21 protein-coding genes are annotated in these 22,151 nt (G+C 61.5%); 14 read left to right on the top strand and 7 right to left on the bottom strand.

The genetic code is table 11. The features are described from left to right. The 7 genes from FY112_RS13245 to rsmA form a co-directional block, all read left to right on the top strand. Positions 1-652: phosphatase PAP2 family protein (locus FY112_RS13245; RefSeq protein WP_246700663.1), on the top strand; the 652-nt coding region annotated here is incomplete at its 5' end. Positions 653-752: 100 nt separating this feature from the next. Further along, positions 753-1,934: an LPS export ABC transporter permease LptF gene (gene lptF, locus FY112_RS13240; RefSeq protein ID WP_151518548.1), complete on the top strand. Its 1,182-nt coding sequence runs from the start codon at positions 753-755 to the stop codon at positions 1,932-1,934. Beyond that, entirely contained in the window at positions 1,931-3,019 is a 1,089-nt protein-coding gene (lptG, locus tag FY112_RS13235) for an LPS export ABC transporter permease LptG (RefSeq protein WP_017959814.1), read from the top strand. The genes lptF and lptG overlap by 4 nt, the downstream gene beginning before the upstream one ends. Then, positions 3,019-5,346 carry an LPS-assembly protein LptD gene (locus FY112_RS13230; RefSeq protein ID WP_151518547.1) on the top strand — a complete coding sequence of 776 codons (2,328 nt, stop codon included), beginning with the start codon at positions 3,019-3,021 and terminating at the stop codon, positions 5,344-5,346. The genes lptG and FY112_RS13230 overlap by 1 nt, the downstream gene beginning before the upstream one ends. 184 nt (positions 5,347-5,530) lie before the next feature. Next, positions 5,531-6,475, top strand: coding sequence for a peptidylprolyl isomerase (locus FY112_RS13225; RefSeq protein ID WP_131621916.1), 945 nt, complete (start codon positions 5,531-5,533; stop codon positions 6,473-6,475). 6 nt (positions 6,476-6,481) lie between these two features. Beyond that, entirely contained in the window at positions 6,482-7,510 is a 1,029-nt protein-coding gene (gene pdxA / locus FY112_RS13220) for a 4-hydroxythreonine-4-phosphate dehydrogenase PdxA (RefSeq protein ID WP_151518546.1), read from the top strand. After that, positions 7,510-8,337, top strand: a complete 828-nt coding sequence (rsmA, locus tag FY112_RS13215) for a 16S rRNA (adenine(1518)-N(6)/adenine(1519)-N(6))-dimethyltransferase RsmA (protein WP_017959810.1) — start codon at positions 7,510-7,512, stop codon at positions 8,335-8,337. The genes pdxA and rsmA overlap by 1 nt, the downstream gene beginning before the upstream one ends. A gap of 67 nt (positions 8,338-8,404) precedes the next feature. On the opposite strand, the gene gmk is transcribed toward rsmA, so the two are convergent. The 7 genes from gmk to fabD form a co-directional block, all read right to left on the bottom strand. Beyond that, the gene (gmk, locus tag FY112_RS13210; protein ID WP_003547062.1) at positions 8,405-9,067 is read right to left on the bottom strand and encodes a guanylate kinase; all 663 of its coding nucleotides are present in this window, start codon (positions 9,065-9,067) and stop codon (positions 8,405-8,407) included. Positions 9,068-9,070: 3 nt separating this feature from the next. Further along, entirely contained in the window at positions 9,071-9,958 is an 888-nt protein-coding gene (locus FY112_RS13205; RefSeq protein WP_094086312.1) for a YicC/YloC family endoribonuclease, read from the bottom strand. 18 nt (positions 9,959-9,976) lie between these two features. Then, the gene (mltG, locus tag FY112_RS13200) at positions 9,977-11,194 is read right to left on the bottom strand and encodes an endolytic transglycosylase MltG (protein ID WP_151518545.1); all 1,218 of its coding nucleotides are present in this window, start codon (positions 11,192-11,194) and stop codon (positions 9,977-9,979) included. 181 nt (positions 11,195-11,375) lie between these two features. After that, entirely contained in the window at positions 11,376-12,638 is a 1,263-nt protein-coding gene (gene fabF, locus FY112_RS13195) for a beta-ketoacyl-ACP synthase II (RefSeq protein WP_065279474.1), read from the bottom strand. A 93-nt stretch (positions 12,639-12,731) separates the two neighbouring features. Next, positions 12,732-12,968: an acyl carrier protein gene (locus FY112_RS13190; protein WP_003547058.1), complete on the bottom strand. Its 237-nt coding sequence runs from the start codon at positions 12,966-12,968 to the stop codon at positions 12,732-12,734. A gap of 286 nt (positions 12,969-13,254) precedes the next feature. Beyond that, positions 13,255-13,992, bottom strand: coding sequence for a 3-oxoacyl-[acyl-carrier-protein] reductase (gene fabG, locus FY112_RS13185; protein WP_017959804.1), 738 nt, complete (start codon positions 13,990-13,992; stop codon positions 13,255-13,257). Between the two features lie 30 nt (positions 13,993-14,022). Further along, on the bottom strand, positions 14,023-14,967 hold the full coding sequence (fabD, locus tag FY112_RS13180; RefSeq protein WP_151518544.1) for an ACP S-malonyltransferase: 945 nt from the start codon (positions 14,965-14,967) through the stop codon (positions 14,023-14,025). Between the two features lie 214 nt (positions 14,968-15,181). Here fabD and FY112_RS13170 point away from each other — a divergent pair, with 214 nt between their 5' ends. From FY112_RS13170 to alr, 7 genes are all read left to right on the top strand, one after another. After that, complete coding sequence (locus FY112_RS13170) at positions 15,182-16,225, top strand: aldo/keto reductase (RefSeq protein ID WP_151518543.1); 1,044 nt, start codon at positions 15,182-15,184, stop codon at positions 16,223-16,225. A gap of 313 nt (positions 16,226-16,538) precedes the next feature. Then, the gene (rpsF, locus tag FY112_RS13165) at positions 16,539-17,006 is read left to right on the top strand and encodes a 30S ribosomal protein S6 (protein ID WP_003547040.1); all 468 of its coding nucleotides are present in this window, start codon (positions 16,539-16,541) and stop codon (positions 17,004-17,006) included. Positions 17,007-17,020: 14 nt separating this feature from the next. Beyond that, positions 17,021-17,269: a 30S ribosomal protein S18 gene (gene rpsR, locus FY112_RS13160; RefSeq protein ID WP_003547038.1), complete on the top strand. Its 249-nt coding sequence runs from the start codon at positions 17,021-17,023 to the stop codon at positions 17,267-17,269. Positions 17,270-17,428: 159 nt separating this feature from the next. Beyond that, the gene (locus FY112_RS13155; RefSeq protein WP_017959801.1) at positions 17,429-18,415 is read left to right on the top strand and encodes a hypothetical protein; all 987 of its coding nucleotides are present in this window, start codon (positions 17,429-17,431) and stop codon (positions 18,413-18,415) included. 22 nt (positions 18,416-18,437) lie between these two features. Beyond that, positions 18,438-19,016, top strand: a complete 579-nt coding sequence (rplI, locus tag FY112_RS13150) for a 50S ribosomal protein L9 (protein WP_011651241.1) — start codon at positions 18,438-18,440, stop codon at positions 19,014-19,016. A gap of 373 nt (positions 19,017-19,389) precedes the next feature. Further along, positions 19,390-20,886, top strand: a complete 1,497-nt coding sequence (locus FY112_RS13145) for a replicative DNA helicase (protein ID WP_063474885.1) — start codon at positions 19,390-19,392, stop codon at positions 20,884-20,886. 98 nt (positions 20,887-20,984) lie between these two features. Further along, entirely contained in the window at positions 20,985-22,145 is a 1,161-nt protein-coding gene (gene alr, locus FY112_RS13140) for an alanine racemase (protein ID WP_151518542.1), read from the top strand. Positions 22,146-22,151: the final 6 nt, after the last annotated feature.

Below are 22,151 nucleotides of genomic sequence, written 5' to 3'. Positions count from 1 at the left end.
CCCCGAAATAGACATCTATTTTTCCCAGCTTTTTTTCGTGGGCGCAGATTGCGACGCGACTGCTGCTGCCGGGAGCATCTGCGGCGGCTTTCCCTATCGCGACGTCGCGGCCTTCGACCTGCTGCGTACTCTATTCTTCCGCCTGCCCTATGTGGTGGCGATCGTGATGCTGTGGAAACTCGTCGAATGCTACCAGCAGCACGGCGCAACCTTCAACGCCGAGCGCGCGCAAAAGCTCAAAGTCGCGCTCGGAACGATGCTGATCGGGCCGGTGCTGCTCGTCAATGTCATCCTCAAGGAACATTGGGGCCGGCCGCGGCCGATACAGACGGACATTTTCGGCGGTACGCTGCATTTCGTCGAGGCAGGTTCGCTTGCCGGAAAATGCGTTTCGAACTGCTCGTTCGTCTCCGGCGAGGCGGCGAGTGCCGGCTGGCTCTTCTGCCTCCTGCTCTTCGTGCCGAAATCCCTGCGTTATGCGGTGGCGGCACCCTTGGCGGCGATCTCGATCCTCACCCCGGCGATGCGGCTATCCTTCGGCGCACACTATCTTTCCGACGTCGTTCTTGGATGGCTGTCTTCGCTTGTCGTCTTCGCCGCATTGCTGGCGTTAACTGAGTCGCAACAGCATCAAAAAAATTCTGAAATTTGAATGAATTTTTGACACCAGCTTGTCGCAAAAGCGCGACAAAGAGCGTAGAGGGATTCTCCTGCAAGGCCGTTTGGGCGTGCAGGTGCTTTCAAGGGCAGGCATGAAACTACTCGAGACATACATATTGCGGCGCGTCGGCCAGATGTTTCTCGTGGCGCTCCTGCCGGTTCTGGCGATCATTTGGACGACTCAGGTTCTGCAGCGCATCAATCTGGTCACCGACAGCGGCCAGTCGATCGGCTCGTTCGCCAAGCTGGCGACGATGATTCTGCCGTCGATCATTCCTGTCGTTCTGCCCTTCGCTCTCGTTATCGCGATCACCCAGACGCTGACGACGATGAACAACGATTCCGAACTTACCGTCATCGACGCGGCCGGGGCGCGGCGCAGCGTGCTGATCCGCCCGATCCTGCTGCTTGCCGCCGTCATCAGCGTCTTTTCCTTTTTCGTCGACAACGTCGTCGAGCCGCGCGCAAAGACCGTCGTGCGCCAGATGATCGCCGAGACCTATGCTGACCTCCTCTCTTCGGTGATCGAGGAAAAGACCTTCCGCAAGCTCGACGAAGGCCTCTATGTTCAGATCTCGCAGCGGATGGCGGGCCGCATGCTGAAGGGCCTGTTCGTCGCCGACGAGCGCGACCCGGCCTATGAACTGATCTATTATGCGAAGGAAGGCGCCGTCGACGACACGGGCACGACGCTGATCATGCATCAAGGCGAAGTGCACCGAAAAACGCCCGATGGCAACGTCTCGGTTATCAATTTCGATTCCTATTCCTTCGATCTATCGGACATGACTGAGAATCGCGGACAGGCGACGTTGCGCGCCAGCGACCGTGACCTGGGGTTCCTGTTCAATCCGGATCCGGCCGATAAGGACTTTACGATCCGGCCGCAAAGCTACCGCGCCGAACTGCATCGGCGGCTGACCGACTGGATCCTGCCCGTCGTCTTTGCACTGTTTTCACTGGCGATCGCCGGCGATGCGCGCTCGCACCGCGAAGCGCGGCTGCATCCGATGGTGAGCGCTCTCGCTTATGCCTTCGCGATGCGATGGGCCGCCTTCTACGCGGCCAATCAGATCGATACCGACCCTGAATATATCGCCGTCCTCTACGCCATCCCGATTGTCAGCAGCATCGTCTCGATCGTCTTCCTCGGCCTGCACAAACGACTGGTCATGCCTTCGTTCATCCGGGACCGGATTTCGTCTTTCTGGAGACGGATGCAGGAAAGGCTGCTTGCCGCAGCCGGCAGGACCGGCGGGGGCACTGCCCAATGATGTTCGGGACATTGTCGCGTTATTTCTTTCGCCGCTATCTGGTGACGACGGGCTGGTTCCTGATCGGCGTCTCGGCGATTTCTTTCCTTCTCGATTTCAGCGAGACGGCGGGCCGCATGTCCGGCCTTCCCGGCTACACGATCGGCGGCGGCGTCTTGATGACCGCCGTGCGCCTGCCGCTCATCCTACAGCAGACTGTGCCATTCATCGCACTGTTCGTCGGCATGACGGTGCTGATCGGCCTCAACCGCAAATATGAACTCGTCGTCACGCGCGCTGCCGGCATTTCGGTCTGGCAGTTCATGTTCCCCTTCATCGCTGGCTCGCTGGCGCTCGGCCTGCTGACGATGGCGGCGCTCAACCCGCTTGCCGCCTGGGGACAGCGCCAGGCACTGCTGGTCGAATCGGACTGGCGTGGCGAGAACGCGGTTCTGCGCAAGGCACCGCAGATTCCGTGGCTGCGCCAGATCAGTGGCCGGGACGATGTCATCATCGGCGCCCAGACGGTCCAGGAGAACGGAACCAAGCTGATCGACGCCGTGCTGATCCATTTCGATTCAAGCGGTCAGGTCATTCTGAGACAGGACGCCGCCACGGCAAAATTGGAAGATGGTTACTGGCAACTTAACACCGTAGTGGAGCGCAAGCCTGGCGAAATCCCCGTGCGTAAAGCTTCGGTTCAACTTCGCACCAATCTGAAACAGGACTTCGTCCAGGAGCGGCTGACAGCGCCGGAAACAATTGGTTTCTTTGACCTTTCCAACCGAATTGCTGCGGCCAAGTCCTTCGGCATTTCGACCAAGGCGCTGGAGACGCAATTCAACTCCCTGTTGTCCCAGCCATTGCTGCTGGTGGCCATGACTTTCATAGCCGCAACAGTGTCCCTAAAATTTAGCCGGTTCAACCAATCCCGCTCCGTGATTCTGGGTGGCATCCTCTCGGGCTTCATGCTTTATGTCGTCACCGTGCTTGTAAAGGCATTCGGAAGCAGTGGAGTCGTGCCCCCCTTCGTGGCGACGTGGATACCGGTGGTCGTCGCGCTGGCCTTGGGTGCGACTATTCTGCTTCATCAGGAGGACGGCTAGTGGCGGCAGGCGACCGCAAGTATTTTAGTAATCAGCTGGTTGCCCTGCTTGTCGGCGCGACTCTATGTTCCTATTTCGGCAGTGTCCCAGCCTCCTACGGCCAGGCCAACACGTCCGCTCAAGATATCGGGAAGAACATTCCGGAAGGAGCCAAGCTCCTGCTTTCGGCCAATGAACTGGTCTATAACCGTGACGCCGATCTGGTGTCGGCGGTCGGCGGCGTACAGATCAATTATGCCGGCTATAAAATGGTCGCTCAGAAGGTCGAGTACAATCAGAAGACCGGCCGGATGATGGCGATCGGCAATATCGAGCTGGTCAGTCCCGACGGCAATCGCATCTATGCCGACAACCTCGACGTGACCGACAATTTCGCCGACGGGTTCATGAACTCGCTGCGTATCGAAACCGCCGACAATACGCGTATCGCCGCCGAAACCGGCGAGCGCGTCGGCGGCACGAAGATGATTCTCAACAAGGGCGTCTACACGGCCTGCCTTCCCTGCGCCGAGGATCCGAAGCGCGCGCCCTTCTGGCAGGTCAAGGCCCAGCGGGTGATCCAGAACGGCGAGACGCATACGATCCGTCTGGAGAGAGCGCGCTTCGAGCTGCTCGGCCATCCGATCGCCTTCCTGCCGTTCATCGAAGTTCCCGACAATACGGTGAAACGCAAGTCCGGCTTTCTGTTTCCGACGATGAGCCTGTCGCAGAATCTCGGCTTCGGTCTTTCCGTTCCTTATTACTATGTGATCTCGCCGAGTATGGACGCGACGGTCACCGCCACGGGCTACACAGCCCAGGGCTTCCTCATTGAAGGCGAATTTCGTCAACGCTTCGAAAATGGCACGCATATTCTGCGCGTCGCCGGCATCGACCAGGCAAAGCCGAGCAACTTCAGCTCCGGCACCAGCGATGCCGAAGCCGACCAGCGTGGCATGGTGGCTTCCAAGGCCGAATTCCGCATCAATCCGCGCTGGACGTTCGGCTGGGACGTCATGATGCAGAGCGACAACAATTTCTCGAAAACGTACAAGCTGCGGGGCCTGACCGGTACGGATCGTACCAATCAGATCTACCTAACAGGGCTCGGGAAACGCAATTATTTCGACATGCGGGCGTTCTATTTCGACGTCCAGGATGCCGATCGGACGAATACCGCTGAAAAGCAGCAGGCGATCGTCTATCCGTCGCTCGACTATCACTATGTGGCGCCGCAGCCGCTTGCCGGCGGCGAGCTTTCGGCGGATGTCAACCTGACGAATATTTCGCGCACACATGACGACTTCTATACCGTCGACGGCTTCGACCGTTTCCGCGGCCTGAAAGGCCAGACTTCACGGCTGACTGCCGAGCTTCAATGGAAGCGCACCTACGTCACGCCGACCGGTCTTGTGATCACACCGCTGCTGGCCGCGCGCGGCGATGCCTTCGCGCTGAACATGGATGATCCGACCGGCTACACCGGCAACTACGTCGACGGCAATTCTGCTACCCGCTCGATGTTCACAGCCGGTCTGGAGATGCGTTATCCGATCCTGATGACGACTGACAATAGCACCCATATCCTCGAGCCGATCGCACAGATCTACGCCCGCCCCGACGAGCAGCTTGCCGGCCGCCTGCCGAACGAGGATGCGCAAAGCTTCGTCTTCGACGCCACCTCGCTTTTCGACCGCGACAAGTTCTCGGGCTACGACCGGGTCGAAGGCGGTACCCGCGCCAATATCGGCGTCCAGTATACCGGGACCTTCGACAGCGGTTACAAGCTGCACGGCATTTTCGGCCAGTCCTATCAGATCGCCGGCCAGAACTCCTTTGCAACGGCTGATCTTGTCAATGTCGGCGCCGACTCCGGCCTTGAAACCGACCGCTCCGATTACGTCGGCCTTGGCGGCGTCGAAACACCGTACGGCGTTTCCGTCGCAGCCTCCTACCGGCTCGACGAAAAGGATTTCGAATTCCGCCGCGGCGACCTGACGACGGCCTACCAGAACGACACCTTCGCGACGCAGCTGACCTACACCCATCTCAGCGCCCAGCCGGCATATGGCTTTGCCGAGGACAATGACGAGATCCAGACGAACAGCAGCGTCAAGTTCAAAGATTACTGGTCGATTTTCGGCGGCATTGCCTGGGATCTGAACAATGATGTGATCAGTCGGCGGACGATCGGCCTCTCCTATGAGGACGAATGCACGATCTTCACGATCGCCTATACGGACAGCAGAGATTCCGACGACGAGTCGGGAAGCGACTGGACGATCGGCGCACGGCTGACCTTCCGCACGCTCGGCGACATCAAGATCGGCTCCGACACCCTCGAATGACGGGCGATCGGTGCAAACATGGCCTGAAGCCATTCTTTCGCCGTAAGCCTGTGCAGGACATTGCCGCCAGTCGGTATCTGAGGCATAGGAGTTTCGCGCCGTGACGGAAGCGATTTCAGCGTGTCTCGCACTGTGGTAAGAACGCCGCGAACAACGTCTCGCGGCGCTATCGGGAGGTCAACAGATGATTGACGCGAAAAAAGCCATAACCAAATTCCTCGCCGCGGCAGCGCTTGCATTGCTGACAGGTTTTGCCGGTCCAGCGCTTGCGGCAAGCGAAGTCAAAGCCGTGGTGAACGGCACCGCTATCACCAGCGGTGATGTCGCCAAGCGCCAGGCCTTCCTGCGCCTGCAGCGTACGAAGGCCGATGCCAAGACTGCCGAGGAGCAATTGGTCGACGAGGCGCTCAAGCGGCAGGAAGTCGCTCGCGTCCGTATGTCGGTTTCGCAGCAGGACGTCGATGCGTCTTTCGCGCGCTTTTCGAGCGGCAACAAGCTTTCCCCAGAGCAGATGTCGCAGATCCTTGATCGCGCCGGCGTCGGCGTCGATCATTTCAAGGGTTTCATCGCCGTGCAGATGAGCTGGCCGCGTGTCGTCAACGCCCGCTACGGCTCGACCTCGCGGCTGTCGAACTATGATCTCGTCTCGCGCATGATGCAGAACAACAAGCAGAAGCCGGTGACGACGGAATATATGCTGCAGCAGATCATCTTCGTCATTCCGCAAGCCAAGCGCGGCGCCATCACCGGCAAGCGCAAGGGCGAGGCCGAGGCGTCGCGCTCCAAATTTCCAGGCTGCGATCAGGCAAAGGTGTTTGCTGCGACGATGCGCGACGTTTCCGTGCGCGATCTCGGCCGCCTGCTCGCCCCCGAGATCCCGCCGGATTGGAAGCCGCTGGTCGAGCAGGCCAAGGGCAACACGACAGGGACACGCGTCACCGACAAGGGCGTCGAATATCTGGCAATCTGCAGCCAGCGGCAGGTTTCCGACGACCAGGCCGCCGAAATGGTCTTCCGCCAGGAAGATCTCGACAAGTCCAAGGCCGGCAAGGATGCCAGCCCGGAAAACGAAAACAGCAAGAAATACCTGGATGAACTGCGCAAAAAGGCGCAGATCGCCTATCGCTGACCGATAATGGCGATACCGTTTTTGCGACCGCTTGCGCTGAGCCAGGGCGACCCCGCCGGCATCGGGCCGGATATTACTCTGATGGCTTGGCTGAGGCGGCGAGAACTTGGGTTGCCGCCTTTCTTCCTGATTGGCGACCCCGACGTTCTGGCGTTGAGAGCCCGCCAGCTCAATCTGGCGGTCTCGATCCGCGAGACCGATGAAGCCAGCAAGGCCGCCGGCATGTTTGCCGATGCGCTGCCCGTCATGACCATATCGGCTAGTATCGAGGTCGTGGCCGGCGAACCGCATGCGGCAACGGCGAAAGGCACGATCGCGTCGATCGAGAAAGCCGTGTCGCTTGTCATTGACGGCGAGGCGCTCGCAGTCGTTACCAATCCGATCGCCAAGGCCGTGCTTTACGAAGCCGGTTTCCGGTTTCCCGGCCATACCGAATTTCTCGCCGATCTCGCCGCCAGGGCGACCGGCCGGCCGGTAACACCGGTAATGATGCTGTCCGGACCGAAGCTCCGGGCCATTCCCGTCACCATCCATATTCCGGTCCGCGACGTGCCGCAGGCGCTGACGGGCGAACTGATCACCGAAACCTGCAGGATCGCCCATGAAGATCTGAGGCAGCGCTTCGGCATCGAGGCGCCGCGGCTCGCCGTTGCCGGCCTCAACCCGCATGCGGGCGAAGGCGGGGCGATCGGCACGGAGGACGAGGACGTCATCCGTCCGGCGATCGAGCGCCTGCGCGACGAGGGCATCGATGCGATCGGCCCCCTGCCCGCCGATACGATGTTCCATGACGAGGCGCGGGCGCGATACGACGTTGCCATCTGCATGTATCACGATCAGGCGCTGATCCCGGCCAAGGCACTTGGTTTCGACGACAGCGTCAACGTGACGCTCGGGCTTCCCTTCGTGCGCACCTCGCCGGATCACGGCACCGCTTTCGGCATTGCCGGCAAGGGACTGGCGCGCGAGCACAGCCTCGTTGCGGCGCTGAAGCTCGCCGGCCAGCTCGGCCGCAGCGCGGAAAGCCGCCGCTAATGGCAGCACTCGATGGCCTGCCGCCGCTTCGCGACGTCATCCAGCGTCACGGCCTCGATGCACGCAAGGCGCTCGGGCAAAATTTCCTGCTCGACCTCAACCTCACGCAGAAGATCGCCCGCACGGCGGGGGCGCTCGAAGATGCGACCGTTTTCGAGGTCGGCCCCGGCCCCGGCGGACTGACGCGCGCGATCCTGGCGCTCGGCGCCAGGAAGGTTATCGCCATCGAGCGGGATACACGCTGCCTGCCGGCGCTTGCCGAGATCGCCGATCATTATCCCGGCCGGCTGGAGGTGATCGAAGGCGATGCGCTGAAGACGGATTTCGAGACATTGGCGCCGGAAGGCCCGATCAAGATCATCGCCAACCTGCCGTACAATGTCGGCACGCAGTTGTTGGTCAACTGGCTGCTGCCGAAAGCCTGGCCGCCGTTCTGGCAGTCGCTGACGCTGATGTTTCAGAAGGAAGTCGGCGAGCGTATCGTCGCCAACGAAGACGACGATCATTACGGCCGTCTCGGCGTGCTCTGCGGCTGGCGGACGGAGGCACGCATGGCCTTCGACGTGCCGCCGCAAGCCTTCACGCCGCCACCAAAGGTGACGTCGACGGTCGTGCAACTGACCCCCCGCGATAACCCGATCCCCTGCGCTGTGGGCAATCTGGAAAAGGTGACACAGGCGGCCTTCGGCCAGCGCCGCAAGATGCTGCGCCAAAGCCTGAAATCGCTCGGCGGCGAGAGCCTGCTCGTCAAGGCCGGGATCGATCCGGCGCGTCGGGCGGAAACCCTGTCCGTCGAGGAGTTCTGTCTGCTGGCGAACAGCCTCTAAAGCGCGTCGCAATCTTTCAGATTTGGTGTCTCATCGCGAAATCGCGCAGACTTTTCGGCATCACGCTTTAAAGCGACGGCGTCTCTTCCAGCAACTCGCGGACGAAGTCGAACATGCCATGGCGGCGGTCACGGCGCAGGCGTTCGGCCTTGACGATCGACTGGACGGCGTCGAGGGCGGCGTTGAGATCGTCGTTGACGATGACATAGTCGTATTCGCGCCAGTGGGCGATCTCGGCGCGGCTGTTGGCGAGGCGCGTCTGAATGACCTCCTCGGAATCCTCGGCACGGCGATGCAACCGCGACTGGAGCTCGGTCATGGTCGGCGGCAGCACGAAGATCGAGACGACGTCGGCCGACATCTTCTCCTGCAATTGCTGGGCGCCCTGCCAGTCGATGTCGAAGAGCATGTCGCGGCCTTCGCCCATGGCCTGCTCGACCGGCTCGCGCGGCGTGCCGTAGAAATTGCCATGCACCTCGGCCCATTCGAGCAGCGCGTCGCTATCGCGCAGCCGCTCGAACTCGCGCACACTCTTGAAGTGGTAATGCACATCCTCGACTTCGCTCGGACGGCGCTGGCGCGTGGTGACGCTGACGGAAAGGCCGATTTGCCTGTCAGTCTCCAGCAGCGTGCGCGCGATGGTGGACTTGCCGGCGCCTGACGGCGACGAGATGACAAGCATCAGACCGCGGCGGGCGATCTGCACGGGCGAGGATTTCGCCGGTTTCATGTCTTACTCCAAATTCTGGACCTGCTCGCGGAACTGGTCGATCACGACTTTCAGCTCGATGCCGGCGGCGGTGACCGCCGAGGCATTCGACTTCGAGCAGATGGTATTCGATTCGCGGTTAAATTCCTGTGCAAGGAAGTCCAGTCGGCGCCCGGCGGGGCCACCTTTCACCAGGAGATCGCGCGCTGCGGCGATATGAGCCTTCAGACGATCGATTTCCTCGCGCAGATCCGCCTTGGTCGCCAGTAGCGCGGCTTCGGCATGCAACCTGTCGCGGTCGAGCGCGGCCATGCCGTCCATCAACAAGGCGACCTGCGCGGCAAGCCGCGCGGCGATCTCCTGCGGCGAGCGCGATGGATCGGCCTCGATCGTCCGCGTCAGGCCTTCGATCGTCGTGACGTGGTCGTGAAGAATGCGGGCCAGCGCCGCCCCTTCCTGTTCGCGCATCGCTCTCAGATCGGCAAGCGCGGCCAGCAGGCCGGCAGCGATATCGGCGTCACGGGCGGCAAGCGCCTCCTCGCCATCCTCGCTTTCGCGGAATTCGACGATGCCGCGCACCAGCAGCAGCGTATCGAGCTTCAGCGGCGCCGGATCGATGACACCGTCCAGTTGCTCGCGCATGGCCAGCACGGCGGCAAGCGCTTGCCTGTTCAGCACCGCCTCGAAACGGTTCTCGTCGGCGGTGACGGATAGCGATGCCTGCAGGTTGCCTCGGCTGAAGCTTTCTCCGGCGAGGCGGCGGACCTCTGCCTCCATGCGTTCGAGACCGGACGGCAGGCGCAGGCGCAGGTCGAGGCCCTTGCCGTTGACCGAGCGCAGTTCCCATGCCCAGCGCCAGCGGCCGCTCGTTCCCTCGCGCCGCGCAAAACCGGTCATGGACTGCAAAGCCATGCGAGCCTCCCGAAAGTCTCAGTTGATCTTCTTTTTCTTCGGCGGCGCGACGGTCGCGCCATTATCCGCCGGCTGCTCTTCCGGCTGGCCGTCGACTGCGATGTTCGGATCCGAACCCTTGTCGGCTTCGAGCTTGCGCCAGCGCTTGACGTTGGCATTGTGCTCTTCGAGCGTCGCAGAGAAAACATGGCCACCGGTGCCGTCGGCGACGAAATAGAGATCCTGCGTCTTCCAGGGATTGGCGACGGCTTCCAGCGCATCCTTGCCGGGATTGGCGATCGGCGTCGGCGGCAGACCCTTGATGACATAGGTGTTGTAAGGTGTGTCCCGCTTCAGGTCCGACTGGTAGATCGGCCGGTCGGCCGGTTTGCCCTCGCCGCCGAAGAGGCCGTAGATGATCGTTGGGTCGGACTGCAGGCGCATGCCTTTGCCGAGCCGGTTCAGGAAAACGGAGGCGACATGCGCACGCTCGTCGGGAACACCGGTCTCCTTTTCGACGATCGAGGCGAGTGTGACGAACTCCTCCTTGGATCGCAGCGGCAGCGAGGAGTCGCGCTTGTCCCAGATTTGATCGACGAGCTTCTGCTGCGCAGCCGCCATCTGGTCGACGATTTCCGAGCGCTTGGTGCCGCGCGAGAATTTGTAGGTATCCGGACGCAGGCTGCCCTCGGTCGGCAATGCCGCCGGCAAGTCGCCTTCCAGCACGGTATCCTGCAGCATACGGTCGAACATCTGGCGAACCGTCAGGCCCTCGGGGAAGGAAACGGAATAGAGAATGGACTTGCCCGACTTCAGCAGCTCCATGATATCGCGCATAGAGGCCCTCGCCTTGATCTCGTATTCACCCGCCTTCAGGCTCTCACCGACAGAAAGATGCGTTGCCGTGAGATAGCGGAAGATGCGGGCATCGCTAATGATCGCGTTGCGCTCGAGATTCGAGGCGATTTCCGCCAGACCAGCACCGTTGCGGACGATGAAATTTGTGTTGGTCTGCAGCGGACCGGGGTTCCGATAGGTCGAGGTGGCGTAATAGAAGCCGATGACTGCGACGACGCAGACTAGAACCGCCATAGTCATGAGGAAGTTCAGGAAAAGAACGACCTGGCCGCGGGCTTTCTTCGACCGCTTGGGCGGCTCCGGAACGCGTTCCGGACGCAGGGCTTCGCTCGGCGACTTCGGGATAATCGGTCCCTTCTGCGCCTGGGTATCGTTGCTCTGGTTCGTCGTATCGCTCACCGGCAATCCTCTAAAACTTGACCCTCACTTCGCTATTTCGCGAAGCAATGCGGCAAAAGCAGGTTCTGCCGCCGTTCAACGACGCCGCTGCCGGTCGTTATGCTTTCGCACGCCTCCTACTCAACGGAGAGGACGGCCGGTTGCGGTGCATGGGAGACCCATTACACCGCTTGCAGCACTCTTATTGCGCGTAACGGCGCAGTACGAGCGACGCGTTCGTGCCGCCGAATCCGAATGAGTTGGACAGCGCCACATTGATGTCTCGCTCACGCGCCTTGTGCGGAACAAGATCGATCGCCGTCTCCCGTTCGGGATTGTCGAGATTGAGCGTCGGCGGCGCGATGTTGTCGCGGATCGCAAGCGTGGCGAAAATCGCCTCGATGGCGCCGGCGGCGCCGAGAAGGTGTCCTGTCGCCGACTTGGTCGAGGACATGGAGATCTTCGACGCCGCATTGCCGACCAGCCGCTCGACGGCGCCGAGTTCGATCGTATCAGCCATGGTCGAAGTGCCGTGGGCATTGATGTAGTCGATATCGGCCGGCGTCAGCCCGGCGCGTTTCAGCGCCATCGCCATGCAGCGGCCGGCGCCCTCGCCGTCTTCGGAGGGCGCGGTGATGTGATAAGCGTCGCCCGACAGGCCGTAGCCGACGATTTCGGCGTAGATCCTGGCGCCGCGCGCCTTGGCGTGTTCCAGCTCCTCGAGCACGACGATGCCGGCACCTTCGCCCATGACGAAGCCGTCGCGGTCGCGATCATAGGGGCGCGACGCCTTCTGCGGATCGTCGTTGTGCTGGGTCGACAGCGCCTTGCAGGCGGCAAAGCCTGCAAGCGAAATGCGGCTGACGGGGGATTCCGTGCCGCCGGCGACCATGACGTCGGCGTCGCCCAACGCGATCAGCCGCGCGGCATCGCCGATCGCATGCGCGCCCGTCGAGCAGGCGGTGACGACCGAATGATTGGGTCCGCGCAGCTTGTGGCGGATCGAGACCTGGCCGGAGACGAGGTTGATCAGGCGGCCGGGAATGAAGAAGGGGGAGATGCGGCGCGGGCCCTTGTCGCGCAGGGTGTAACCCGCCTCGACGATGCCTTCGATGCCGCCGATGCCGGAGCCGATCAGCACGCCGGTGGCGATCTGGTCCTCATCGGTTTCAGGATGCCAGCCGGCATCGGCAAGCGCCATGTCGGCGGCGGCCATGCCGTAGATGATGAAGGGATCGACCTTGCGCTGCTCCTTCGGCTCCATCCACTGATCGACATTGAAGGTACCGTCGGTGCCGTCACCGATAGGAATACGGCAGGCGATCTTGGCGGGAAGGTCATCGACCTCGAATTCGGTGACGAGGCGGGCGCCGTTCTGACCGGCAAGCAGCCGGGACCACGTCACCTCGGTTCCGCATCCCAAGGGTGATACCATGCCGGTACCGGTGATGACGACACGTCTCATCGCGTGCTTTCCCCCGTCTCTTATGTTCTATGGAGAAATATGCCGAAAAGAAAAGGGCGGACTCCAGGCCCGCCCTTTCTCAAATTCACAGGATCAGGCCTGGGCCTTCTCAATAAACTTCACTGCATCGCCGACCGTCAGGATCGAGTCGGCAGCGTCGTCAGGAATTTCAACGCCGAATTCTTCTTCGAAAGCCATGACAAGTTCGACCGTGTCGAGCGAGTCAGCGCCCAGATCGTCGATAAAGCTGGCGCTCTCGACGACCTTGTCGGCGTCGACGCCAAGATGATCAATAACAATTTTCTTTACGCGTTCTGCGATATCGCTCATGTCGGTTTCCTCGACCTTATGTCCTGATCGGAATGCCATCGCGGCACCCCTACCCTGTTTCAGCCTGCGATGTTTTCAGACATCCTCGGCAAACTCGTTTACCCGGCTTCAGAGATGTCCCAGGCTTGCAAAAAGCCCGCCGGTCCGTCTGCTTTCTCGGGACGACTGTTCACAGTCATGGCCCGCTTAACATGCTTTATGTCTGCCGCAAAGCCAGAAAATCAACGGTTCGTGATTGCTCAACATGCTATTGGCGGAATTATTCACACGCCAACAGTTTGTCGTTTCAGATCATCGCCATGCCGCCGTTTACGTGCAGCGTCTGGCCCGTCATATAAGCAGCCTCGGAGGACGCAAGGTAAGCGACCGCCGAAGCCACCTCGCCGCCCGTGCCCATGCGCTTCATCGGGATCGCTCCCATGATCGCTTCCTTCTGCTTGTCGTTCAGCTTGCCGGTCATGGCGCTCTCGATGAAGCCCGGTGCGACGCAGTTGACCGTCACGTTGCGGGTGGCAATCTCCTGCGCCAGGGACTTGGTGAAGCCGATCATACCGGCCTTGGAGGCGCAGTAATTGGCCTGGCCCGGATTGCCGGTGACGCCGACGATGGAGGTGATGTTGATGATGCGGCCATAGCGGCGGCGCATCATCGGATGCGTCAATTCGCGCGTCAGGCGGAAGGTCGCCGTCAGGTTCACTTCGAGGACGCTGTCCCAGTCCTCGTCGCTCATGCGCACGAACAGCCCGTCGCGGGTGATGCCGGCATTGTTGACGAGGATGTCGACGCCTTCGAGGTCGGCCTCGGCCTTCTGGCCGAGCGCCTTGACCTCATCGCGGTCGGAGAGGTTCGCCGGGAAGATCTTGACGCGCTCGCCGAGATCGGCGGCCAGCGCTTCCAGCTTCTCGACGCGGGTGCCGTGCAGGCCGACGATGGCGCCCTGCTTATGGAGAAGGCGGGCGATTTCCTCGCCAATACCGCCCGATGCGCCGGTGACGAGAGCCTTGCGGCCGGAAAGATCGAACATGGAAACGTTCCTTATATCTGGAAATACCAATCAGGCCATGAGGGCGGCGACGGCCGCGTCGATATCCGCCGGACCGTTGACGGAGATGCCGTTGATCGTCTTGTCGATGCGGCGGGCAAGGCCGGTCAGCACCTTGCCGGAACCGAGTTCATAAAGCGTCGTCACGTCATTTCCGGCAAACCATTCCACCGTCTCGCGCCAGCGGACCTGACCGGTCACCTGCTCGACCAGCAGGCTGGCGATCTCGTCGGCGCCGGTCACCGGGGCGGCACGGACATTCGCGATGAGAGGCACGACGGGGTCGAACTTGGCGACCGTTGCCAGCGCTTCGCGCATGGCGTCGGCGGCAGGCGCCATCAGCGTCGAATGGAACGGAGCAGAGACCGGCAGCAGAATGGCGCGCTTGGCGCCCTTGTCGGTCGCAAGGGCGGCCGCTTTTTCGACGGCTGCCTTCTCGCCCGAGATGACGATCTGGCCGCCGCCATTGTCGTTGGCGATCTGGCAGGCGCCAACGGCGGCCGCCGCCTCACAGACGGCAACGACGTCGGCATGTTCGAGGCCGATGATCGCGGCCATGGCGCCGACGCCGACGGGAACGGCCGCCTGCATGGCGTTGCCGCGGATGCGCAACAGCCGCGCAGTGTCGGCGAGCGAAAAGGTGCCGGCGGCGCAAAGCGCAGAATATTCGCCGAGCGAGTGGCCGGCGACGCAGGCGACCTTGGACTTCAGATCCAGCCCCTTGGCCTCCAATACGCGGACGACGGCGATCGAGACGGCCATCAGCGCCGGCTGGGCGTTCGCCGTCAAGGTCAACGTATCCTCGGGACCGTTGAACATGACGTCCGAAAGCTTTTCACCGAGCGCCTCATCGACTTCTTGGAAAACGGCGCGGGCTTCCCCGAAATTCTCGGCGAGGTCCTTGCCCATGCCGACGGCCTGACTGCCCTGACCGGGAAAAGTGAAAGCAATGGTCATTCTCGTGTCCCTGGCTCATGCCCCTGATTGCGCCCCTTGAGGCTGTTTTGCCTCCAATTGACATTCTTTCCGGCAGAGTCAAGTAGCGGCTCATTCTCCGCAAAGCCTTTCGCGCGCGCGCAAAAGCCCGGCTTTTGCTCTTGCGCTTCGCCAAATCCAGCCTAGATTTGCCCGGACCTCCCCAAGGCTTTCACCTCTCTCCCAAGGTTTTTCCATGAAGTACAATTCACTAGGCCGCACCGATATTTCCGTTTCAGAGATTTGCCTTGGCACCATGACCTGGGGCTCGCAGAACAGCGAAGCCGATGCGCATGCGCAGATGGATTACGCCGTCGAAAAGGGCGTCAATTTCTTCGATACGGCCGAACTTTATCCGACCACCCCGGTTTCGGCCGCGACACAGGGCTGGACCGAAGACTATATCGGCAGCTGGTTCAATAAGACCGGCAAGCGCGGCGATATCGTGCTCGCCACCAAGGTCGCCGGCCGCGGCCGCGATTATCTGCGCGGCGGCGAAGGTGCCGATGCAAAGAATATCCGCCTGGCGCTCGAGGCCAGCCTGACGCGGCTGAAGACGGACTACGTCGACCTCTACCAGATCCACTGGCCGAACCGCGGCCATTTCCATTTCCGCCAGAACTGGAACTACAATCCGTTCACCCAGGATCGCGACAAGGCCGTCGCCAATATGCTCGACATCCTGGAAACGCTCGGTGCGTTGGTGAAGGAAGGCAAGATCCGCGCGATCGGCCTTTCCAACGAAACCACCTGGGGCATACACAAATACCTGACGCTCGCCGAACAGAAGAGCCTGCCGCGGGTCGCCAGCGTCCAGAACGAATACAACCTGCTCTACCGCCATTTCGACCTCGATCTCGCCGAACTCTCGCATCATGAGGATGTCGGGCTGCTCGCCTATTCGCCGCTTGCCGGCGGCATCCTGTCCGGCAAATATATCGACGGCGGCAGGCCGAAAGGTTCGCGCGGTTCGATCAACCACGATATCGGCGGCCGCCTGCAACCGCTGCAGGAGCCGGCGACCAAAGCCTATCTGGACATCGCCGCAACGTACGGCATCGACCCGGCAGCGATGGCGCTCGCCTTCTGCCTGTCACGCCCCTTCATGGCCTCGGTCATCATCGGCGCGACGTCGATGGAGCAGTTGAAAATCGATATCGGCGCGGCAGATATTACGCTTTCGAACGAGATCCTGGCGGAAATCGCCAAGGTGCACCGGCAGTATCCGCTGACGCTTTGATCCTATTTGTCTGGCGCCCACCCGATGCCGACCATTGGCCGGCATCGGGTGGGTGTCCGATTGCGCTTGCCTTTGCCCAAAAAATCCGTATAAGCCGCCCTGTTCGTTAACCCGGTCTTCTGGCTGGTGGCTGAACGGAGGGCCGGTTTCCTCACGGAAATCGTTCGGAACGGAAGCGTTCCAGCCTCCCGTGTCTCCGCTCTCGACCGTCTCGGAAACGCTTTCTTGCCTGGGTCCGCCCAATCAGGAGCAGTCGTTGAGGCTTAGCCGCCGAATATCGGGTTGAACCAAACGCAAGAAAGGCAAAGCTGTCATGGCTCTTTATGAACATGTATTCCTTGCCCGGCAGGATATTTCCGCTCAGCAGGTCGATGCCCTCGTAGAACAGTACAAGGGTGTGATCGAAGCGAATGGCGGTAAAGTCGGGCGTATTGAGAACTGGGGCCTCAAGTCCCTCACCTACCGCATCAAGAAGAACCGCAAGGCGCACTACGCCCTGATGGACATCGATGCACCGGCTGCTGCCGTCCAGGAAATGGAACGTCAGATGCGCATCAGCGAAGACGTTCTTCGCTACATGACGATCGCCGTCGAGAAGCATGAAGAAGGTCCGTCTGCCATGATGCAGAAGCGCGACCGTGACGACCGTCCGCGCGAAGGCGGCCGTGGCCCGCGTGAAGGCGGCTTCGGCGATCGCGACCGCGGCCCGCGTCCGCCGCGTGAAGGTGGCTTCGGCGACCGCGACGACCGTCCGCGCCGTCCGCGCGAAGACCGTGTATAAGGGAGATCTGAGATATGTCTGAAACTTCCTCCGCTCCGGTCCGCCGCCCGTTCCATCGCCGCCGCAAGACCTGCCCGTTCTCCGGCGCCAACGCGCCGCGGATCGACTACAAGGACGTACGCCTGCTGCAGCGCTACATTTCCGAGCGCGGCAAGATCGTTCCGTCCCGCATCACGGCCGTTTCCCAGAAGAAGCAGCGCGAACTCGCTCAGGCGATCAAGCGCGCCCGTTTCCTCGGCCTGCTGCCCTACGTCGTCGCCTGATCATCGGCCGACGCGCACACCCTTGAGGGAAGGCATTCGTGCCTTCCCTTCTCCCTTCCGCGATGGGCGCGGATCGGAACTCTTAAAACCCATGTTGAGACGTTTCTGAATTTGATTCAGCAACATCCTCTAACTGCTTGATGAAGCAGGACAGCGACCTTGAAACGACCGAACATTAAAACGCTGCTGATCGGCGCACTCGCCGGATTGACCGCCGCCCTGCTGGTGCTGGGCGCGAGCATGCAGCCGTCGTTTTTCAGCGCGCTTCTCTACACGGCTTCGGCTTTGCCGATCCTGATCGTCGGGCTCGGCTGGGGCAATACCGCCGCGGTCTCGGCCGTCGTCAGCGCCGCAGCACTCGGCGCGATCTTGATCTCGCCTTCCTTCGCGCTGATCATGACCATGGTAACGCTGCTGCCGGCCGGTTGGCTCAGCCATCTCGCCAATCTGGCGCGCCCGGCCGCCGAACTCGGCGGACCCGACCATCTGCTTGCCTGGTATCCGCTCTCCGATATCCTGCTGCATCTCTGCGGTCTGGTGACGCTCGCCGTCATCGTCATCGGTGTGATCATCGGCTACGGGCCTGAGATTACCGATCCGATCGTCGATCTGCTGATCACCTCGCTCAAGCAGCAGCAGCCGGAATTCATGCCCGATCCGGCAGCGACCGCGCAGACCAAGTCGCTGATCCTGCTGATGCTGCCGGCTTTGCAGGGCGGCATGTGGGTCAGCATGCTGTTTGCCGCCTATTATTTTGCCGTGCGCATCGTTGCAGCCTCCGGCCGCGGCCTTCGCCCGCGCGAGGATATTCCCTCGTCGCTGCGGATGAACCGCAACTCGATCTTCATCTTCCTGGCCGGGCTTGCCGCCTGCTTTTTCGGCGGCGTTCCGGCACTGGTCGGCGCGACCGTGATTGGCGCCTTCGGTGCCGGTTTCATGCTTTCCGGTTTCGCCTCGCTGCATTTCCGCACGCGCGGCAAGGACTGGCGCATACCGGCCCTCATCCTCTGCTATCTGGGCTCGATGCTCATGCTGCTGCCAGCTCTCCTCATCCTCGTCCTCGGTCTCAGCGATACGCGCAAGGCGATCGCACTGACCCCGACGAAAGATGCTGATGCCCCCAAACAATCCGATACGAAAATCTGAGACACAAGAAAGGAAAAAGAAAATGCAAGTCATCCTTCTCGAACGCATCTCCAAGCTCGGCCAGATGGGCGAAACCGTAAAGGTTCGCGACGGCTTTGCCCGCAACTACCTGCTGCCGCTCGGCAAGGCGCTGCGCGCCAACGCCGCCAACAAGACCCGCTTCGAAGCCGAGCGCGCAACGCTCGAAGCCCGCAACCTGGAGCGCAAGTCGGAAGCCCAGACGGTCGCCGACGTTCTCGACGGCAAGTCCTTCATCGTCGTACGCTCCGCCGGCGAAACCGGCCAGCTCTACGGTTCGGTTGCTGCCCGTGACGTCGTCGATATTCTCGGCGCCGAAGGCTTCAACATCGGCCGCAACCAGGTTCACCTCAACACGCCGATCAAGTCGATCGGCCTGCACAAGGTCGAGCTGCAGCTGCATGCCGAAGTCGAAATTCACGTCGAGCTGAACGTTGCCCGTTCTGCCGAAGAGGCAGAGCGCCAGTCCAAGGGCGAAGAACTCACCTCGGTCGACGCGATCTACGGCGTCGACGAAGACGCGCTGCGTCCGGAAGACTTCTTCGATCCGGAAGCCGATGGCGTCGACGAAGACGAAGCATAATTTCGTCGGAGCGATCCGCGAGAGGGAAGCCCGGCCACCGCGCCGGGCTTTTTCGTTTCCACCCCTTCGATATGAGCCGCTGATCGGCTCGCTTCTTTTAAGGGGATCTTCCGGATGTTTTTGCTGCGTGCCTTCTCGCATCGCGCTAAAATGACATTCTCCGAAGCGGATGGGCTGAGTCGGCGCCATACCGTGTCGTGCGGGTGACACTGCCAGTATTTCTCCTTTGCGTCGCCCAAGACTGTGGAGAAGTCGAACAACGTGCACAGCGTTCAGGATTTAGGCGAAGCGAGCCCCCGCTCCTTTCGTAGCCTCTTGATTTTCGCGTCCGGAATTGCAAATCCGGAGCTGGAAAAAGACAGAACGGATGATGATGAACGACGCCGCTCGAAAGATTGCAGCCGTTGCTCCGTCGGAGCAGCATTATCGCGAAGCACCCAACAACATCGAAGCCGAGCAGGCGCTTCTGGGTGCGATCCTGATGAACAACGACGCCTATTACCGGGTGTCGGACTTCCTGAAGCCGATCCATCTCTATGAACCGCTGCACCGGAAGATCTTCGAGGTTGCCGGCGATATCATCCGCATGGGCAAGATCGCCAATCCGGTGACGATCAAGACCTTCCTGAAGGCCGACGAGAAGGTCGGCGACATGACGGTTTCGCAATATCTGGCGAGCCTCGTCAGCAATGCCGTCACCGTCATCAATGCCGAGGATTACGGCCGGGCGATCTACGACTTGGCGCTGCGCCGAGCGCTGATCACCATCGGCGAGGACGTCGTCAACATCGCCTATGACGCGCCGCTCGACATGCCGCCGCAGTCGCAGATCGAGGATACCGAACGCCGCCTCTTCGAACTGGCGGAAAACGGCCGCTACGACGGCGGCTTCCAGGCCTTCAACGATGCGGTCGCGCTGGCGATCGACATGGCGGCCGTCGCCAAGGAACGCGACGGCGGGCTTTCCGGCATTTCCACCGGCATCCATTCGCTGGATTCCAAGATGGGCGGTTTGCAGCGGTCGGACTTGATCGTGCTTGCCGGACGCCCCGGCATGGGCAAGACCTCGCTTGCTACAAACATCGCCTACAATATCGCCGCCGCCTACGAAGGCGAAGTCCAGTCGGACGGCAGCATGAAGGCGAAGAACGGCGGCGTCGTCGGTTTCTACTCGCTCGAAATGTCGTCCGAACAGCTCGCCACCCGTATCATCTCCGAGCAGACCGAAGTCTCCTCCTCGAAGATCCGCCGCGGCGACATCAACGATGCCGATTTCGAAAAGCTCGTCGCCTGCTCGATGATGATGCAGAAGGTGCCGCTTTATATCGACCAGACCGGTGGTATCTCGATTGCCCAGCTTTCGGCCCGCGCGCGCCGTCTGAAGCGCCAGCGCGGCCTCGACGTGCTGGTGGTCGACTACATTCAGCTGATGACCGGCTCGGGCAAATCCAGCGACAACCGCGTGCAGGAAATCACCCAGATCACCACCGGCCTGAAGGCGCTCGGCAAGGAGCTCAACGTTCCGATCATTGCGCTGTCGCAGCTTTCGCGTCAGGTCGAAAGCCGCGACGACAAGCGGCCGCAGCTGTCCGACCTTCGCGAATCCGGCTCGATCGAGCAGGACGCCGACGTCGTGCTCTTCGTGTTCCGCGAGGAATATTACGTCAAGAATTCGGAGCCGCGCGACATCCACGATCCGAAATATCCGGAATGGGAAGCGCTGTTCGACAAGGTGAAGGGCACGGCCGACGTCATCATCGCCAAGCAGCGCCACGGGCCGACGGGCACGGTGAAGCTCGCCTTCCAGGCGGAATTCACGCGTTTTGCCGATCTCGCCGATCCCTCCTTCACCCAATATGAAGAGCACTGATCGTGTGGATGCTGCAATGCAGCGCCGGGCTTTCCCTTGACATAGTTGATCTTTAAACTGGCCGGAGAATCCTTCTCCGGCCTCTTTCGATGTGAATCATGAGCGAATTTTTCGACGCCCCCGAAGACGACAATTTTGCCTCGGCCGGCCTGCGGCTGACCGTCGACCTGACCGCCCTGACGGAGAACTGGCGCGACATGGCGCGCCGCTCCGGTGCGGCGCGGGCCTCGGCAGTCGTCAAAGCGGATGCTTACGGCATGGGCATCGAGGATGCCGGCGAAGCGCTGTATATGGCCGGCGCGCGCGACTTCTTCGTCGCGACCGTCGACGAGGGCGTGACGCTTCGCCTCTATGCGCCCGAGGCACGCATCTTCGTGCTCTCAGGCATCTGGCCGGGCACCGAACGGCGCTTCTTCGACAATGATCTGGTGCCGGTGATTTCATCCGACGAACAGCTCGCCTTCTGGATGGCGGTGCTTGCCGATTACGGCGACTATCCCTGCGCGCTGCATGTCGATACCGGCTTCAATCGGCTCGGACTGCATATCGACGATGCGATCGCGCTCGCCGACGACGTCTCACGGCCGGCGAGCTTCGCGCCCGTGCTTGTCATGAGCCACCTCGCCTGCGCCGATGATCCCAGCCATGCGATGAACCGGCAGCAGCTCGAATCATTCCACAGGGTTAGCGCCGCCTATGAAGGCATCGATTCAAGCCTTGCCGCCTCGGCCGGCATCTTTCTCGGTGAGGATTATCACTTCGATCTGACCCGCCCCGGCATCGCGCTCTACGGCGGCGAAGCGGTCAGCGGCATGGCGAACCCGATGCGGCCCGTCGCGACGGCGGAAGCGCGTATCATCCAGGTGCGCAGCGTCGAGGCCGGCGAGACCGTCAGCTATGGGCGGGCGCTGCAGCTTCGCCGTGAAAGCCGGCTGGCGATCGCCTCGGCCGGCTATGCCGACGGCTACATGCGCAGCCAGTCGAGCGGCGGTGTGCCGCTGCGCCAGGTGGTGCCGCAAGGCGGGCAAGGTTTCATCGCCGGACACACGGTGCCGGTTGCCGGCCGGATCACCATGGACCTGACGATCTTCGATATCACCGACCTGCCTGACAACGCCGTGCGCGCTGGGGATTATGTCGAGCTGTTCGGAAAGAACCTGCCGGTCGACGATGTGGCGCGGACATCCGGCACGATCGGATACGAGATTCTGACCAGCATGGGGCTGCGCCACGAGCGGCGCTACGTGGCCGAGGAATAGCGGCCT

The sequence above is a fragment of the Rhizobium sp. PEPV16 genome (genome assembly GCF_008919455.1).
Lineage (GTDB): Bacteria > Pseudomonadota > Alphaproteobacteria > Rhizobiales > Rhizobiaceae > Rhizobium > Rhizobium leguminosarum_Q.
The sequence above is the reverse complement of the archived record's forward strand: the minus strand, read 5'-3'. Positions and strand labels throughout refer to the sequence as shown.